Below are 13,620 nucleotides of genomic sequence, written 5' to 3'. Positions count from 1 at the left end.
ATGCTGTGCAATGTCTGTCTGCTCGATTACTGAGAACGGTCAAACGATCTTGGGTTTATTCGCGATTTGGCTCACATAGGACATAAAACCAAAAAACATCTTGGCAGATACTCTGCGTTTCGCTTCTGATTTCAAAGCCTCTGCAGTTTCGGAAAATAACAGACCCTCTTCCACCATGCGTTCTGCTCCGCGTTCAATTACGGTGAGAAAATAGGTCGCTTCCCCTTCTGCCACATATCCATGACCTTTCCGGGCCCCAAGTTGAAATCCGGCATCGACCAGGATGCCTGAAATCTGACGCATTATCCAAAGATTAGTGACATTTTGATTGATCATGAATTTGATGAGTTGATCGAGCGGATCAAAGTCCGCGATCTGCGCAGTTGCGGTACTGTAGTCGCCATCACAAATTGCCAGCACACCTCCGGGCTTCAAAAGGCGGAAGGCCTCTTGAACAACGTCTTCAGGTCCAGGGACGTGGCACAACAACGTGTGCATTAACACAAGGTCAAAGGTCTCGCTTTCAAAACCTGTGTTTTTGGCATCCCCGATATCAAAGCTAAGTCGATCATCATCCCCAAAGCTCTTCTGGGCCCGTGCGACCATGACGGGCGAGGGTTCAATTCCATGAGCCGTTGCGGCTCCTGCAAGCTCCAACAAATCTCGGGTAACATGTCCTGTTCCTGAACCAAGCTCCAGCGCCCGTGCACCTTTGGGGAGCCTCAGGTTTTCCATGTAGGCTTTGCGAATTGCAATCTGCGCAGGCTCTAAACAGCGCACTTCCATTGCTGTTGCGATCCGCTCTTGAAGGGCGGTGTCTTGCGCGCCGAGGTCAGAGTATGGATCGGCCATAAGTTAACTCATTTGAAATGGACCACAGGAGGACATGATAGACCAACATTTTCATCGGCACCAATAGCGGCCATTGAGGCCCATTGGTCGTGTGACGGGGCATCTCCGGCCCTCTGCCCCCTAGCTACACCAGCAACACGTAGGGGCTTCGCCATCATCATGTGTGAAGTTGGCTCCTGAAAACCGCAACTCAGCGCGTAATATGCCGCCTGGTTTCGGCCATACCAATACCCTTTGTCAGGCTGAGTATGCCTATTCTCAAAGCGGCCTGTCAGGATGCAGGATCACCAACTATCGTGTTCAGTGCGCGCTCTGAGATTTTGGTGCCGCACCTTCTTTGCGCCGTTCATCCCGACCAAGATCTGCACGCGGCACCAAATGTTGTCAAATTCGTTGCGACCACCCCATGCCACACAAACGCCCAGCATGGGATTTCTTTAGAGTGCTGCCTTGCGGCTTTCGTCCAGATAAATCTCGCGCAGACGTTTGGCTATGGGTCCCGGCGTGCCGTCGCCCAGCGCTGTGCCGTCAATTTCAACCACAGGCATGACAAAAGCACTGGCAGAGGTGGTGAACGCCTCATCAGCCTCCTTGGCCTCGTCGATAGTGAACAGGCGTTCTTCGACAACCATCTGCGCTTCGGCTGCCATTCGCAGAACGGCCTTGCGGGTGATGCCGTGCAGGATGTCGCTCGACAAGGGCCGGGTGACAATCTTGTTGCCTTTAACAAAATACGCGTTGTTGCTGGTGCCCTCGGTCACATAGCCGCCTTCGACCATCCAGGCATCATCACAGCCCGCGGCCTTGGCCATCATCTTGCCCAGCGAGGGATAGAGCAGCTGTGTCGTCTTGATGTCGCGCCGGCCCCAACGGATATCCTCGATCGAGATGACCTTGGCACCTTTCCGGGCAGCAGGGCTGTCTGCCAGACCCGGCTTGTTTTGGGTGAACAAAACCAGTGTGGGTTTGGTATCAGCCGCAGGAAATGCAAAATCCCGGTCGCCGTCGCTGCCGCGCGTGACCTGAAGATAGACCAGCCCCTCTTCAATGCCGTTCAACTCAACCAGCTTGCGGTGGATCTCCAGCAGCTCGTCCTTCGCGCAGGGTTCAGCCATCTGTAATTCGTCCAGCGAGCGCTTGAGGCGGACCGCGTGGCCTTCGAAGTCGATCAGCTTGCCGTCCAGAACGCTGGTCACCTCATACACGGCATCGGCCATCAGGAAGCCACGATCAAAGATCGACACTGTGGCTTCGGTTTCGGGCAGGTAGTCGCCATTCACATAAACGGTGCGGGTCATGTCAATCTCCTTAGCCCCAGAGCGCCGCCAATGGCGGGTACACTCCGGCATCATCAAAAGTCAGTGGGTTGTCGCGGTCTTCGGCCAACAGAAGTGGTCCGTCAAGGTCCGTTACCATCGCACCCTGCGCCAGCAATGTCGCAGGGGCCATCGCCAAAGAGCTGCCGACCATACAGCCGACCATGATGTCATAGCCTTCAGCAATCGCCGCTTTGCGCAGCTCCAGCGCTTCGGTCAGACCTCCGGTCTTGTCGAGCTTGATGTTGATCACATCATATTTGCCCTTCAGTTTGGGCAGGCTGGCACGATCATGGCAGGATTCGTCGGCGCATACGGGAACCGGGCGCTCCATCCCGATCAGCGCTTCATCGTCACCGGCGGGCAGAGGTTGCTCGACCAAGGCCACACCCAGGCGCACAAGATGTGGCGCAAGATCGGTGTAAACGGCGGCGGACCAACCTTCATTTGCGTCCACGATGATCGTCGCATCCGGTGCGCCTGCGCGAACGGCTTCAAGTCGGGGCATGTCATCCGGCGTGCCCAGTTTGATCTTTAAAAGCGGGCGATGTGCATTCGCAGCCGCCTGCGCCTGCATCGCCTCGGCGGTGTCCAATGACAATGTATAGGCCGTGATTTCGGGGCCCGGCTGAGGCAGCCCAGCCAGATTCCAGACGCGTTTACCGGCACGCTTGGCCTCAAGATCCCACAGCGCACAATCTACGGCATTCCGTGCAGCGCCCGCAGGCAATAAGTCCATCAGTTGCACTCGGTCGAAACTGTCGGGCAATCCGGCAATTTCAGCCTCGACCGAATCCAGTGTTTCACCATAACGCGCATAGGGCACACATTCGCCCCAGCCCTGATACCGGCCGTCAGAAATGCGTACAGTCAGAACCTTGGCCTCGGTCCGTGACCCACGTGAAATTGTAAAGACCTGAGCCAGCCTGAATACATCGCGAGAGACGTCAATTTGCATAACATACCTTTTCCTGGCAGAGCCGCCCGGATTTTCCAATTTAGATCCGGGCCGGCGGGACCAGACCGCTTTATACTGCTGCCAGCGCGTCGACCAGCTTGCCTGCACCAAAACGGAACGGGTCCGTCGCGGGCAGCCCCATGTCGGCTTCGATCTGTGCCAGATAGGCGGATGCGTCTGCTTCGCTCATATGCTGCGTGTTGACCGAAACACCGATGACCTGACACTCAGGATTGGCAACCTTGGCCAGCGCCAGCGCCGTGTCCCGCAGAGCCTGCAAAGATGGCAAACTATAGGTCGGCAGACCGCGCATATGCTCGCGGGTGGGTTCATGGGACAGGATCAACGCGTCCGGTTGACCGCCATGGATCAACGCCATTGTCACACCGGAATATGACACATGAAACAGTGACCCTTGCCCTTCGATCAAGTCCCAGTGGTCGTCATCATTGTCGGGTGTCAGCCATTCGACCGATCCCGCCATGAAATCTGCGATCACCGCGTCCAGCGGTACACCGTCACCGGTGATCAGAATGCCAGTCTGGCCAGTAGCTCGGAAGGTCGACTTCATGCCACGCTTGCGCATCTCGGCATCCATGGCCATCGCGGTGTACATCTTGCCAACCGAACAATCGGTGCCCACGGCAAGACAGCGCTTACCTTTACGTTTGATGCCGTTGGCGATTGGATAGTCGACCGACGGAACCCGCACATCATGCAGCTTGCGGCCTGTTGCTTCGGCGACTGCGACTAGATCGGGTTCATCACACAAAAGGTTGTGCAGGCCCGAGGCCAGGTCGAAACCTTCCTCCAACGCCATGACCAGCACCTTTTTCCATTCCTGACTGATCACACCGCCACGATTGGCCACGCCAATGACCAAAGTCTTGGCCCCGGCCTCTTTGGCCTTAGCAAGGGACATGTCGGTCAGGCCCAGATCGGCTTTACAGCCCTCCATCCGGTATTGACCCACGGCGTTTTCCGGACGCCAGTCCTTGATTCCAACGGCAACCTTGGCCGCCAGCTGGTCGGGCGCATCGCCCAAAAACAACAGATACGGTGTCTCGATCATTGCGGTGCACTCCTTTGATTCTGGCGCAGGCTATGGGACGGGCAAGGCGAGTGTTTCTCGATTTCGCCCAGCATCGCTGGATCCCGCAGGAAAATTTCGCGCAAATATCGTAGCTTGCGCAAAATTCTTTCAAGTTTTTAAAGCGATTAAACTTTAATCACCAGAGACACGGCGCATTGCGGCGAATGCTGCGACTGCATTGCCGCAGATGCACAAACATGCTTGCGGAGACCTGCGCAATTTAATACCTCATAAGACAACAAAATCGCAATTTCCTTTCCTGCACGAGGTCCAGATGAGCTTTCGCATTCAACCCGCCGCCCCCGCGCGCCCTAACCGTTGTCAGTTGTTCGGCCCCGGGTCGAACACCAAGCTCTTCCCCAAGATGGCGGCCTCTGCGGCGGATGTGATCAATCTTGATCTTGAGGATTCGGTTGCACCATCTGACAAGGATACAGCGCGTGCCAATGTCATCGAGGCGCTGAACACCCTCGATTGGGGCACTAAATACATGTCCGTACGAGTCAACGGGCTGGATACGCCTTACTGGTACCGCGATGTCGTAGATGTGATGGAGCAGGCCGGAGATCGACTGGACCAGATCATGATCCCCAAGGTCGGTTGTGCGGCGGATGTCTATGCGGTGGACGCGCTGGTCACCGCCATCGAACGCGCAAAAGGCCGTACCAAACCAATCAGCTTTGAGGTCATCATCGAATCCGCAGCTGGTCTCGCCCATGTCGAAGAAATCGCTGCCTCGTCCCCCCGGATGCAAGCCATGAGCCTTGGGGCCGCCGACTTTGCGGCCTCGATGGGCATGCAGACAACTGGCATCGGCGGCACGCAGGAAAATTATTACATGCTGCGCGAAGGTGAAAAACACTGGTCCGACCCGTGGCACTGGGCGCAGGCCGCCATCGTTGCCGCCTGCCGCACCCATGGCGTGCTGCCGGTGGATGGACCGTTCGGCGATTTCAGCGATGACGAAGGCTATATCGCGCAGGCCAAACGTTCTGCCACTTTGGGCATGGTCGGCAAATGGGCAATCCACCCCAAGCAGATCGCACTGGCCAACCAGGTCTTTACCCCGTCCGATGAAGCCGTGTCAGAGGCCCGCGAGATCTTGGCCGCAATGGAGCAGGCCAAGGCCAATGGCGAAGGTGCGACGGTCTACAAGGGGCGTCTGGTGGATATCGCCTCGATCAAACAGGCCGAGGTGATCGTGGCCCAGGCCGAATTGATCGCGGCCAACAGCTAAACGTAAAAAGGCGCCCCACCGGGCGCCTTTCTCTTACCGTCCGAAGACATCATTGGGCGTCCAGGTGAAGCGTTCACCCTTTTTACCAGATTTCATCATCAGACAGGATGTCCCGAGCTTCTGGAAATAGATGATCTTGAGCGCGTACCACCCGGCTTTGGGCACATCGACTTCGGTCCGCTGATTGGCCTCGCAGCCCTGAATGCCCGAGACTTGTCCAATGTTCTGGCCTCCGACGAATGCCTCTATCCCGTCATTTGACCACGTTTCCAACTCGTAGATTCCAGCAGAGTCGAACCGCATGTACCCCGTAATCTCGGCGGCGACATTGTAAGCGCCGTCAAACGTCATGACGTCCTGACCCTTACTGGTGTCCCTGTAATCCAAGCCCCGCAACGGTTGTCCGGGCTGCGCTTTAGACAGCATGCTTTTTGCATGGCTCAGATCTCGGATCTTCTTGTGTTGATTGCCAGTGCCAAAGTAATTCACATTCAATCCCGCCTTGGGGCTGGGCTGTGGGTTGGCAGGTTGCAGTTTTAACGGAGCTGCAAAAGATGCACCCGCAATCATCACCAAAGTTGCGACCAGTGCTCCGGTCCGAACAAGTTTCATCGTCTTCTCCCTGAATACGACCGGTTGGGGTTGTCCCCATTTTTGGTCAATTCTTTGGCAAGACAGTAAAACGTGAATCCAACTCCGGCAAGTCGGTACAGAATCATCTTTCCAATGTCAGGCCCGCATATCCTTGGGCGAGCCCATGACGACATAGGACGTGATCGACGTGACATGGGGCAAAGTCCCCAGAACTTCGGTGTGAAAAGTTTTGTAAGACGACAGATCTGCACATTCCACGCGCAACAGGTATTCGATCGTGCCGGTGATGTTATGGCACTCCACCACTTCAGGCGCGCGCTGCAATGCACGCTCGAACCCTTCCTGAGCGGCCTTTGTATGTTCGCCCAGCCCCACGCCAATATAGGCGACAAAGCCGATGCCCAGCGCAGGTGGGTTCAATACAGCACGATAGCCCGAGATCACGCCCGCGCGCTCTAATTCCTGAACACGGCGCAAACAGGCCGAGGCTGACAGCCCGACCCGATCGGCCAATTCAAGGTTGCTTATCCGCCCATCACGCGTCAGCTCACGCAATATATGGCGATTTATTCCATCCAACTTGATCATTAATTGCAGAATTACCGCAATAGCCAGCGCAAACGCAATTTCATTTGGGCGGAATCTATCAATTATCTGCGCTATGAACCCTGAATTGCTATTTGCCCTCGTCACCTTTGCCTTCGTCTCGTCGATCACGCCGGGACCCAATAACCTGATGCTGATGGCCTCGGGCGCGAATTTCGGGTTTCGACGCACAATCCCACATATGTTCGGAATCGGGTTGGGCTTTACAGTCATGGTCCTTCTGGTCGGAACGGGGCTGGTGCAGGTGTTTGATGCCTATCCGATCAGCTATACCGTGTTGAAAGCGGCGTCGGTGGCCTATCTGCTGTATCTGGCATGGAAAATCGCGCATTCGGCCCCAGCCGAAGCGGGCGCACCTGCGGGGACACCGATGACGTTTTTACAGGCCGCAGCATTCCAATGGGTCAATCCAAAAGCCTGGGCCATGGCCCTGACAGCAACAACCGTATACACTCCCGATCGCTCCCTGAACGCCATCGTTGGTGTCGCGATTGTTTTCGGCGCAATCAATTTACCTTCGGTCAGCACGTGGACGGTACTCGGGCAGCAGATGGCGCGGATTCTCACGAACCCACACCGACTGATGCTGTTCAACTGGGTGATGGCGGGGCTGCTGGTCGCGTCGCTCTACCCTGTGCTTTGGCCCGTTTGAGAACGTTCGAAGGCTAGCAATGACCGGTCATCAAGGTCCTTTTGAGGGTGAATACGGTCACCCCTACCAACCCTTTAAATCTTGCTGAGTTGCATCCGGGGCAACGTCAGGCCATATAGCAGGGAACTTCCGCGTTGAGAGGCGTCATGACCCAGTATCTGGAATTCGAAAAACCTTTGGCCGAGATCGAAGGAAAGGCCGAGGAACTGCGTGCACTGGCGCGCGCCAATGAAGAGATGGATGTGGCCGCAGAGGCCGCCGCTCTGGATGCCAAGGCTGAAAAGCTGTTGGACGAACTCTATGCCGATCTGACGCCATGGAGAAAATGTCAGGTCGCTCGTCACCCTGGACGTCCCCATTGCAAAGACTACGTGGAAGATCTGTTCACCGAATTCACACCTCTGGCAGGCGATCGGAATTTTGCTGACGACCTGGCCGTGATCGGCGGTCTGGCGCGGTTCAACGATCAACCCGTTATGGTGATCGGCCACGAAAAGGGCAGCGACACCAAATCGCGCATCGAACGCAATTTCGGCATGGCTCGCCCCGAAGGGTATCGCAAGGCTGTCCGACTGATGGAAATGGCAGGACGCTTTGGACTGCCGGTTATCACCTTGATCGACACGGCTGGCGCCTATCCCGGCAAAGGCGCCGAAGAGCGCGGCCAGTCCGAGGCGATTGCCCGCTCGACCGAAATGTGCCTGAAGATCGGCGTCCCGTTGGTCTCGGTCATCATCGGCGAAGGTGGATCAGGCGGTGCAGTGGCTTTTGCAACGGCAAACCGTGTCGCGATGCTGGAGCATTCGGTCTATTCGGTCATTTCACCCGAAGGCTGCGCCTCGATCCTTTGGAAAGATTCAGAGAAAATGCGCGAAGCAGCCGAAGCGTTGCGGCTGACCGCGCAAGACCTGCACAAGCTGGGCGTTTGCGACCGGATCATTTCGGAACCCAAGGGCGGCGCACATCGCGATCGCGCTGCGACCGTGGACTCCGTGCGGGATGCGATTACGGCGATGCTCAAGGATCTGGACGGCAAGGATTCCGCCGCCCTGATCAGAGATCGTCGTCAAAAATTCCTCGACATCGGCTCAAAAGGGCTGGCTGCGTAACCCTCAGCCCCCCAACTGCCTCAGCAGCGCAACTGAGGGCTCTCCGGTCGCGGGCAGCCCATTGGCCCGCTGGTACGCAGAAATCGCGGATGTCGTGTTATTCCCGATGACACCATCCGCCCCTTGCGTATCGTAGCCCGCGGATGTCAAACGGCGCTGCAACTCTTTGCGGTTCTCAAGTGTCAGCCCAGTCTCATCCGGGCCGAACGAGGCCTGGAACGGCGCCCCTCCGGCAATTCGGTCTGATAGATGCCCTACCCCGATCGCATAGCTGTCCGAGTTATTATACCGTTTGATCACCTGAAAATTGCGGAACACGGCAATGCGGGGCCCTGGCACCTGGGGTTGCAGCACAGCAACCGGCGTACCGGATACCGTCCCGGCCTCACCGCCCCAGGGCTGCCCACGCACCCAACCGGAACGCGCCAGATAAGCCGCCGTTGATGCCAGCGAATCCGTTGGGTCGTCGGACCAGATATCGCGCCGTCCATCGCCGGTGAAATCTACCGCATAGGCCAGATAAGAGGTCGGGATGAACTGCGTGTGCCCCATGGCACCGGCCCAGCTACCTGTCATGTTGGCAGGCGCCGTGTCGCCGTTCTGCAGAATCTTCATCGTTGCCATCAGTTGGCTCTCAAAGAACTGCCCGCGCCGACCGTCATAGGCCAGCGTCGACAGGGCCGATACAACAGGCACATCCCCACGCCGCGCACCATAACGGCTTTCAAGCCCCCAAATTGCCACGACAACTTCTTTGTCCACGCCGTACTGCGCCTCGATCTGAGACAGCGTTCCCGCATGACGCACCAGCATTTGCTTGCCGGTCGCGATCCGTTCATCCGAGGTTGCAATCGCCAGGTAGTCTTCAAGCGACCTCTTGAACTCGACCTGATTTCGGTCCCGCTCGATCACTCCGGGCAGATATCCGGCGCCCTGGAAGGCGCGGTTAATTGTGCTTTGCGAAATCCCTTGTGCGGCCGCGCGGCTTTTGAAGCCCGCCACCCAGGCGTCCCAGCCCGCGTTCCGAACCGGTTGCGTGCGCGTGGCCGGCGCCGAAGAAGAAGGCACGCTGTCCGTACAGGCAACCAACAAGCCGGAGCCCAGCCCAAGGGAAAATAACCGTCGATCAATCATGGTTGAAAACTGCTCTTATTGTGATTTCTCACAGCCTAGCGCAGAGAAATCGCCGGGGCCAGAACAGCGATACCGAACCGGGCGATTTCGGCAGCTTCGGCAACAAGCCGCTTAGCTGACCAGCATCCGCAGGCCCTGTGTAACATCCGAGCGAACCGCAAGGCGCAGACCCGGCTCATCCCCGGCCTTTAGCGCCGCAATTATCAGCTTGTGGTGATGCGGTGGTTCCGTTCGCCGCAGCCGCCCATAAAGCGCGCGCATCGTCGGCCCAAGCTGCAACCATACGGTTTCGGCAATCGCCAGCATCGCTGGGGCCTGCGCCCGCAGATACAGAGTTCGGTGAAACTCCAGATTGGTGCGAATATATCCAACGGCATCACGTTTGGTGACCATCTCGGCTACCGTCATGTTGATGCTCTGCAATCGCTCAATCAGGGCAATATGCGCACGGGGCAATGCCCGGCTGGCCAGCTCGACCTCAAGCAAGGCCCGCAGCGCAGCAAGCTCTTCGATCCGGTCATTGGTCAGCTCGGGCGTCGAGACGCGGCCCGAGGACGACAGAAACAGCGCCCCTTCAGCCGCAAGCCGACGCACCGCCTCGCGGGCCGGAGTCATCGAGACACCAAACTCTTTCCCAATTCCCCTTAAGGTCAGTGCCTGACCGGGGGCGATGTCGCCATGCATGATGCGGGATCGCAGGGCCCGGTACACCCGGTCATGCGTTGCGGTCTGCGTTTCCGAGGGGCGTGTGTTCAACATGTCTCTATGTGATCACAAACACCGCACAGGTCAACTCGCAGGCGCGTCAAATCTGAACTGATGCAACTGCGCCCCGTTGTCGCGCAGCCAGCGCCGCTGTTCTTTGTAATCTCCGAATAACCGCTCGACCTGGGCCCAAAAGGCAGGGGAATGGTTCATCTCGGCCAGATGCGCCACCTCATGTGCGGCAACATAATGCAGGACGTCTGGTGGAGCGAGAATCAGCCGCCAGGAAAACATCAACCCACCCTCAGAACTGCATGATCCCCAGCGCGATCGGGTATCCCGAATGGAGATGCTGGCATAAGCCCTACCCAACATCGCTGCGTAGTCATCACATGCGCCGGTCAGCCGGTCGCGTGCCAGTTCTTTCAAAAAGCGCGCCAAACGTCGCGCTTCAGCGCCTTCAGGTACTGAAATCTGGTCCGCCTGCAACAGAACGCGTCGGCCCGTTGCCCGGACAATGCGCCGTTGGGTGCCCTCAACAGGAATATGCTGCCCAAATTGAACCACCGAGGGGTCTGGCCGATCACTCAGGTGCTGCCGAATCCAGCTTTCTTTTTGGCGGGCAAAGTTCAACGCATCTGATTCAGCAACGCCATTTGGATAGGTCAGTGTAACACGCCCGTCCAACTGGGATATACGCAGACTGATCCGCCGTGCCCGCGCCGATTTGCGCAATGTCAGCGGCACCGGAGGCGATCCTGGCAGTGCGTGATCTCCCATAGGTCTGTTTCTCCTGCTCAAAGGCTTTGACAGTGCCCGCTGCTTGTGGCACCTGACCTGAATCGTCGATACGACTCACCTGATATCAAGGGGATTGGACATGCCCAAGGAAGAATGGGGTGTAAAGCGCGTTTGCCCGACCACCGGCAAACGGTTTTATGACCTGAACAAAGACCCGATCGTTAGCCCTTATACCGGCGAGATCGTGGAACTCGAAACCGGTAAAAGCCGGATGATCGCAGCAGATGCAGAAGATGCCGCATCGGCCAAGGCGCGCGAAAACGCGCCTGAGGAAGAACTGGTTCTGGATGACGACGACGATGTCGACGTCGATCTGGATGATGATCTGCTGGATGACGATGATGACAGCAGTGATGAAGTTCCGCTGGACGACATCACTGACATTCCAGCAGAGGACGATAGCTGATCACGGTCAGAGGCGGCCTCGCGCCGCCTCGCGCCATTTGCAATCTGGTTGCAAAATTTTAACGGCGACGCCTGTTTTTGGACTTGCGCTTAGCGCCACTGTCTCATAAACGTCCGCCCACTGCTTCTGCAGTACCTGTATGGGGCCTTAGCTCAGTTGGGAGAGCGCTTGCATGGCATGCAAGAGGTCAGGGGTTCGACTCCCCTAGGCTCCACCAAAACCTCATACAGATATTTTGCGTCACTTAAGAATCTGAATGGAAAAGATAATTCACCGGTTCGAAGATCCGATTTGGAAGAGTAACTTCCCTTCTGAACAAATAGCATTCTAAGCAGCGCTCTCTTCCCCCTATAGTCGCTTTTTTTCCATACTTTCCAAGATTTTGACAGAATTTCGGCGACCGGTTCGAACATCTCTTCAAAATTCCTATGCGGAACTTCGAAATCTTCCAACTTCCGCTTGAGCTCTTCCTGCTTCATCGTCTGTCTGGCTACAGGAATGACAACCCACACGTTGCGGACTTTTCCGCCGCTCTACCCATGATTGATAATATCTGGTCTGTAGCACATTGCGACAATTGTGACGTGTGCTTGTTTCAAGTTTCAATCTTGGCCGCTTTGACCGGATTGGGCCGTATAGTAAGGAATCTTGGAATTGCGGCCTGATCCAGGCAATATTGCCAAATCAAAGCGGTCTCAATCGAGTGCTGTGCCCACCCCGGAGTTTGATGCGGTAATGTCGACCACTATCCACTCAGCCAAGGGTGGGCGAGACAGACATCCCCTAGCCTAATACTGCTGTAACCGCGCGCAGAGTTGCGGCGACGACGGTATCAGCTTCTTCACGACTCAGGCAAAACGGTGGCGCGAAGCCCAAGATGTCGCCTTGCGGCATAGCGCGTGCGATGACCTTATCCTGTGCCAAAAGAGCGGCTGAGACTTGCGGGCCGATCTTGTCCGCGGAGTCAAAGAAGGTGCGGCTATCTTTATCCTTCACGAACTCGACCGCGCACAACATTCCTTCGCCGCGCACATCGCCGACATTGGCGTGTGCTGACAGTGCATCCTTCATCGACTGCTTCAGATAAGCGCCGACTTTGCCTGCGTTTTCGATCAGGTTCAGATCATCAATCAGTTTGAGGTTTGCCACACCGGCCGCCGCCCCGATCGGGTGTGCCGAATAGGTCCAGCCGTGGCCGATGGCGCCGTTTTCATCCGTGCCCTGTTCCAGCACCTTCCACACTTTTTCAGAAACAATCGAACCTGACAGTGGCGCGTAGGCCGAGGTGAGGCCTTTGGCGATGGTGATGATATCAGATTCCAAGCCGTAATGCTCCGACCCGAACATGCTGCCCAGGCGGCCAAACCCGGTCACAACTTCATCGGCAACCAACAGGATATCATGCTTGCGCAATACGCCCTGGATGGCGGCCCAGTAGCATTCGGGCGGGGGCACGATACCACCGGTTCCCAGCACCGGCTCGCCAATAAACGCGGCGATTGTATCAGCGCCTTCACGTTCAATCAGCGCCTCCAGTTCAGTAACGCAATGCGCGACGAATTCGGCTTCGCTTTGGTCCAGATTATCGCGGCGGAAATAATAGGGCGCTTCGGTATGAACCACCTGCGTGAGCGGCAGATCGAACTTTTTGTGGAATAGTTCCAGCCCAGTCAGCGACCCGGTGACAAGGCCCGAGCCATGATACCCTCGCCAGCGCGAGATGATCTTTTTCTTTTCGGGGCGGCCCAGGATATTGTTGTAATACCATATTAATTTGACGTTGGTCTCATTTGCATCTGAACCGCCCAGGCCGAAATAGACCTTGGACATATTCGAAGGCGCGCGATCAAGGATCATCTTGGACAGCGTGATGGAGGCTTCTGTGCCGTGGCCCACGTAGGAATGATAATAGGCCAACTCGCGGGCTTGATCCGCAATCGCTTCGGCAATTTCCTGACGGCCATAGCCCACATTCACGCAATAAAGTCCTGCAAAGGCGTCCAGCAATTTGGTACCATCACGGTCTTCGATATGGACCCCGCTTGCGGTTTTGATCACACGGGTCGCTGTTTCGCCTCGCGCGTGCTGGGCCAGATGAGTGGAGGGATGGAAAAAGTTCTCGCGGTCCCATTGGTCAAGTTGATCGTTCTTCAGCAT

The 13,620-nt window shown here is 56.7% G+C and carries 14 protein-coding genes and 1 tRNA gene; 5 read left to right on the top strand and 10 right to left on the bottom strand.

Annotated elements, in window-relative coordinates; genetic code table 11:
* Positions 1 to 39: 39 nt before the first annotated feature.
* The 4 genes from FN806_RS13265 to dgcN form a co-directional block, all read right to left on the bottom strand.
* Positions 40 to 786: a methyltransferase domain-containing protein gene (locus FN806_RS13265; RefSeq protein WP_281286279.1), complete on the bottom strand. Its 747-nt coding sequence runs from the start codon at positions 784 to 786 to the stop codon at positions 40 to 42.
* 503 nt (positions 787 to 1,289) lie between these two features.
* On the bottom strand, positions 1,290 to 2,150 hold the full coding sequence (locus tag FN806_RS13260) for a D-amino-acid transaminase (RefSeq protein WP_142637899.1): 861 nt from the start codon (positions 2,148 to 2,150) through the stop codon (positions 1,290 to 1,292).
* A 10-nt stretch (positions 2,151 to 2,160) separates the two neighbouring features.
* Positions 2,161 to 3,126 (bottom strand): N-acetyl-D-Glu racemase DgcA, encoded by a 966-nt coding sequence (gene dgcA / locus FN806_RS13255; RefSeq protein WP_142637897.1) that lies wholly within the window; start codon positions 3,124 to 3,126, stop codon positions 2,161 to 2,163.
* Between the two features lie 70 nt (positions 3,127 to 3,196).
* The gene (dgcN, locus tag FN806_RS13250) at positions 3,197 to 4,198 is read right to left on the bottom strand and encodes an N-acetyltransferase DgcN (protein ID WP_142637895.1); all 1,002 of its coding nucleotides are present in this window, start codon (positions 4,196 to 4,198) and stop codon (positions 3,197 to 3,199) included.
* A 295-nt stretch (positions 4,199 to 4,493) separates the two neighbouring features.
* Here dgcN and FN806_RS13245 point away from each other — a divergent pair, with 295 nt between their 5' ends.
* Complete coding sequence (locus FN806_RS13245) at positions 4,494 to 5,456, top strand: L-malyl-CoA/beta-methylmalyl-CoA lyase (protein ID WP_142637893.1); 963 nt, start codon at positions 4,494 to 4,496, stop codon at positions 5,454 to 5,456.
* A gap of 33 nt (positions 5,457 to 5,489) precedes the next feature.
* Here FN806_RS13245 and FN806_RS13240 read toward each other — a convergent pair whose 3' ends face one another.
* Both FN806_RS13240 and FN806_RS13235 read right to left on the bottom strand, forming a co-directional pair.
* On the bottom strand, positions 5,490 to 6,068 hold the full coding sequence (locus tag FN806_RS13240; protein WP_142637891.1) for a PA14 domain-containing protein: 579 nt from the start codon (positions 6,066 to 6,068) through the stop codon (positions 5,490 to 5,492).
* 117 nt (positions 6,069 to 6,185) lie between these two features.
* Entirely contained in the window at positions 6,186 to 6,638 is a 453-nt protein-coding gene (locus tag FN806_RS13235) for an Lrp/AsnC family transcriptional regulator (RefSeq protein WP_142637889.1), read from the bottom strand.
* Positions 6,639 to 6,711: 73 nt separating this feature from the next.
* On the opposite strand from FN806_RS13235, the gene FN806_RS13230 reads away from it, so the two are divergent.
* Positions 6,712 to 7,308: a LysE family translocator gene (locus FN806_RS13230; RefSeq protein ID WP_142637887.1), complete on the top strand. Its 597-nt coding sequence runs from the start codon at positions 6,712 to 6,714 to the stop codon at positions 7,306 to 7,308.
* A gap of 146 nt (positions 7,309 to 7,454) precedes the next feature.
* Positions 7,455 to 8,417 carry an acetyl-CoA carboxylase carboxyltransferase subunit alpha gene (locus tag FN806_RS13225; protein WP_142637885.1) on the top strand — a complete coding sequence of 321 codons (963 nt, stop codon included), beginning with the start codon at positions 7,455 to 7,457 and terminating at the stop codon, positions 8,415 to 8,417.
* 3 nt (positions 8,418 to 8,420) lie between these two features.
* Here the strand turns inward: FN806_RS13225 and FN806_RS13220 are convergent, their stop codons facing one another.
* From FN806_RS13220 to FN806_RS13210, 3 genes are all read right to left on the bottom strand, one after another.
* The gene (locus FN806_RS13220; protein WP_142637883.1) at positions 8,421 to 9,551 is read right to left on the bottom strand and encodes a lytic murein transglycosylase; all 1,131 of its coding nucleotides are present in this window, start codon (positions 9,549 to 9,551) and stop codon (positions 8,421 to 8,423) included.
* A 111-nt stretch (positions 9,552 to 9,662) separates the two neighbouring features.
* Positions 9,663 to 10,310 (bottom strand): GntR family transcriptional regulator, encoded by a 648-nt coding sequence (locus tag FN806_RS13215; RefSeq protein ID WP_142637881.1) that lies wholly within the window; start codon positions 10,308 to 10,310, stop codon positions 9,663 to 9,665.
* A 30-nt stretch (positions 10,311 to 10,340) separates the two neighbouring features.
* Positions 10,341 to 11,036, bottom strand: a complete 696-nt coding sequence (locus FN806_RS13210) for a M48 family metallopeptidase (RefSeq protein ID WP_142637879.1) — start codon at positions 11,034 to 11,036, stop codon at positions 10,341 to 10,343.
* 100 nt (positions 11,037 to 11,136) lie between these two features.
* Here FN806_RS13210 and FN806_RS13205 point away from each other — a divergent pair, with 100 nt between their 5' ends.
* Both FN806_RS13205 and FN806_RS13200 read left to right on the top strand, forming a co-directional pair.
* Positions 11,137 to 11,463, top strand: a complete 327-nt coding sequence (locus FN806_RS13205) for a TIGR02300 family protein (RefSeq protein ID WP_142637877.1) — start codon at positions 11,137 to 11,139, stop codon at positions 11,461 to 11,463.
* A gap of 141 nt (positions 11,464 to 11,604) precedes the next feature.
* Positions 11,605 to 11,680 (top strand) — tRNA-Ala (locus FN806_RS13200).
* Positions 11,681 to 12,246: 566 nt separating this feature from the next.
* Here FN806_RS13200 and FN806_RS13195 read toward each other — a convergent pair.
* Positions 12,247 to 13,620: an aspartate aminotransferase family protein gene (locus FN806_RS13195; RefSeq protein WP_142637875.1), complete on the bottom strand. Its 1,374-nt coding sequence runs from the start codon at positions 13,618 to 13,620 to the stop codon at positions 12,247 to 12,249.

The organism is Ruegeria faecimaris (genome assembly GCF_900182615.1).
Lineage (GTDB): Bacteria > Pseudomonadota > Alphaproteobacteria > Rhodobacterales > Rhodobacteraceae > Ruegeria > Ruegeria faecimaris.
Note: the sequence above shows the minus strand (reverse complement) of the source record. Positions and strands in the feature narration are given on the sequence as shown.

What these genes read in the sequence shown, in the direction of transcription:
- FN806_RS13265 (WP_281286279.1), bottom strand. Translation starts at nt 786, where the DNA reads ATGGAAGTGCGCTGTTTAGAGCCTGCGCAGATTGCAATTCGCAAAGCC.
- FN806_RS13260 (WP_142637899.1), bottom strand. Translation starts at nt 2,150, where the DNA reads ATGACCCGCACCGTTTATGTGAATGGCGACTACCTGCCCGAAACCGAA.
- dgcA (WP_142637897.1), bottom strand. Translation starts at nt 3,126, where the DNA reads ATGCAAATTGACGTCTCTCGCGATGTATTCAGGCTGGCTCAGGTCTTT.
- dgcN (WP_142637895.1), bottom strand. Translation starts at nt 4,198, where the DNA reads ATGATCGAGACACCGTATCTGTTGTTTTTGGGCGATGCGCCCGACCAG.
- FN806_RS13245 (WP_142637893.1), top strand. Translation starts at nt 4,494, where the DNA reads ATGAGCTTTCGCATTCAACCCGCCGCCCCCGCGCGCCCTAACCGTTGT.
- FN806_RS13240 (WP_142637891.1), bottom strand. Translation starts at nt 6,068, where the DNA reads ATGAAACTTGTTCGGACCGGAGCACTGGTCGCAACTTTGGTGATGATT.
- FN806_RS13235 (WP_142637889.1), bottom strand. Translation starts at nt 6,638, where the DNA reads ATGATCAAGTTGGATGGAATAAATCGCCATATATTGCGTGAGCTGACG.
- FN806_RS13230 (WP_142637887.1), top strand. Translation starts at nt 6,712, where the DNA reads ATGAACCCTGAATTGCTATTTGCCCTCGTCACCTTTGCCTTCGTCTCG.
- FN806_RS13225 (WP_142637885.1), top strand. Translation starts at nt 7,455, where the DNA reads ATGACCCAGTATCTGGAATTCGAAAAACCTTTGGCCGAGATCGAAGGA.
- FN806_RS13220 (WP_142637883.1), bottom strand. Translation starts at nt 9,551, where the DNA reads ATGATTGATCGACGGTTATTTTCCCTTGGGCTGGGCTCCGGCTTGTTG.
- FN806_RS13215 (WP_142637881.1), bottom strand. Translation starts at nt 10,310, where the DNA reads ATGTTGAACACACGCCCCTCGGAAACGCAGACCGCAACGCATGACCGG.
- FN806_RS13210 (WP_142637879.1), bottom strand. Translation starts at nt 11,036, where the DNA reads ATGGGAGATCACGCACTGCCAGGATCGCCTCCGGTGCCGCTGACATTG.
- FN806_RS13205 (WP_142637877.1), top strand. Translation starts at nt 11,137, where the DNA reads ATGCCCAAGGAAGAATGGGGTGTAAAGCGCGTTTGCCCGACCACCGGC.
- FN806_RS13195 (WP_142637875.1), bottom strand. Translation starts at nt 13,620, where the DNA reads ATGCTGAAGAACGATCAACTTGACCAATGGGACCGCGAGAACTTTTTC.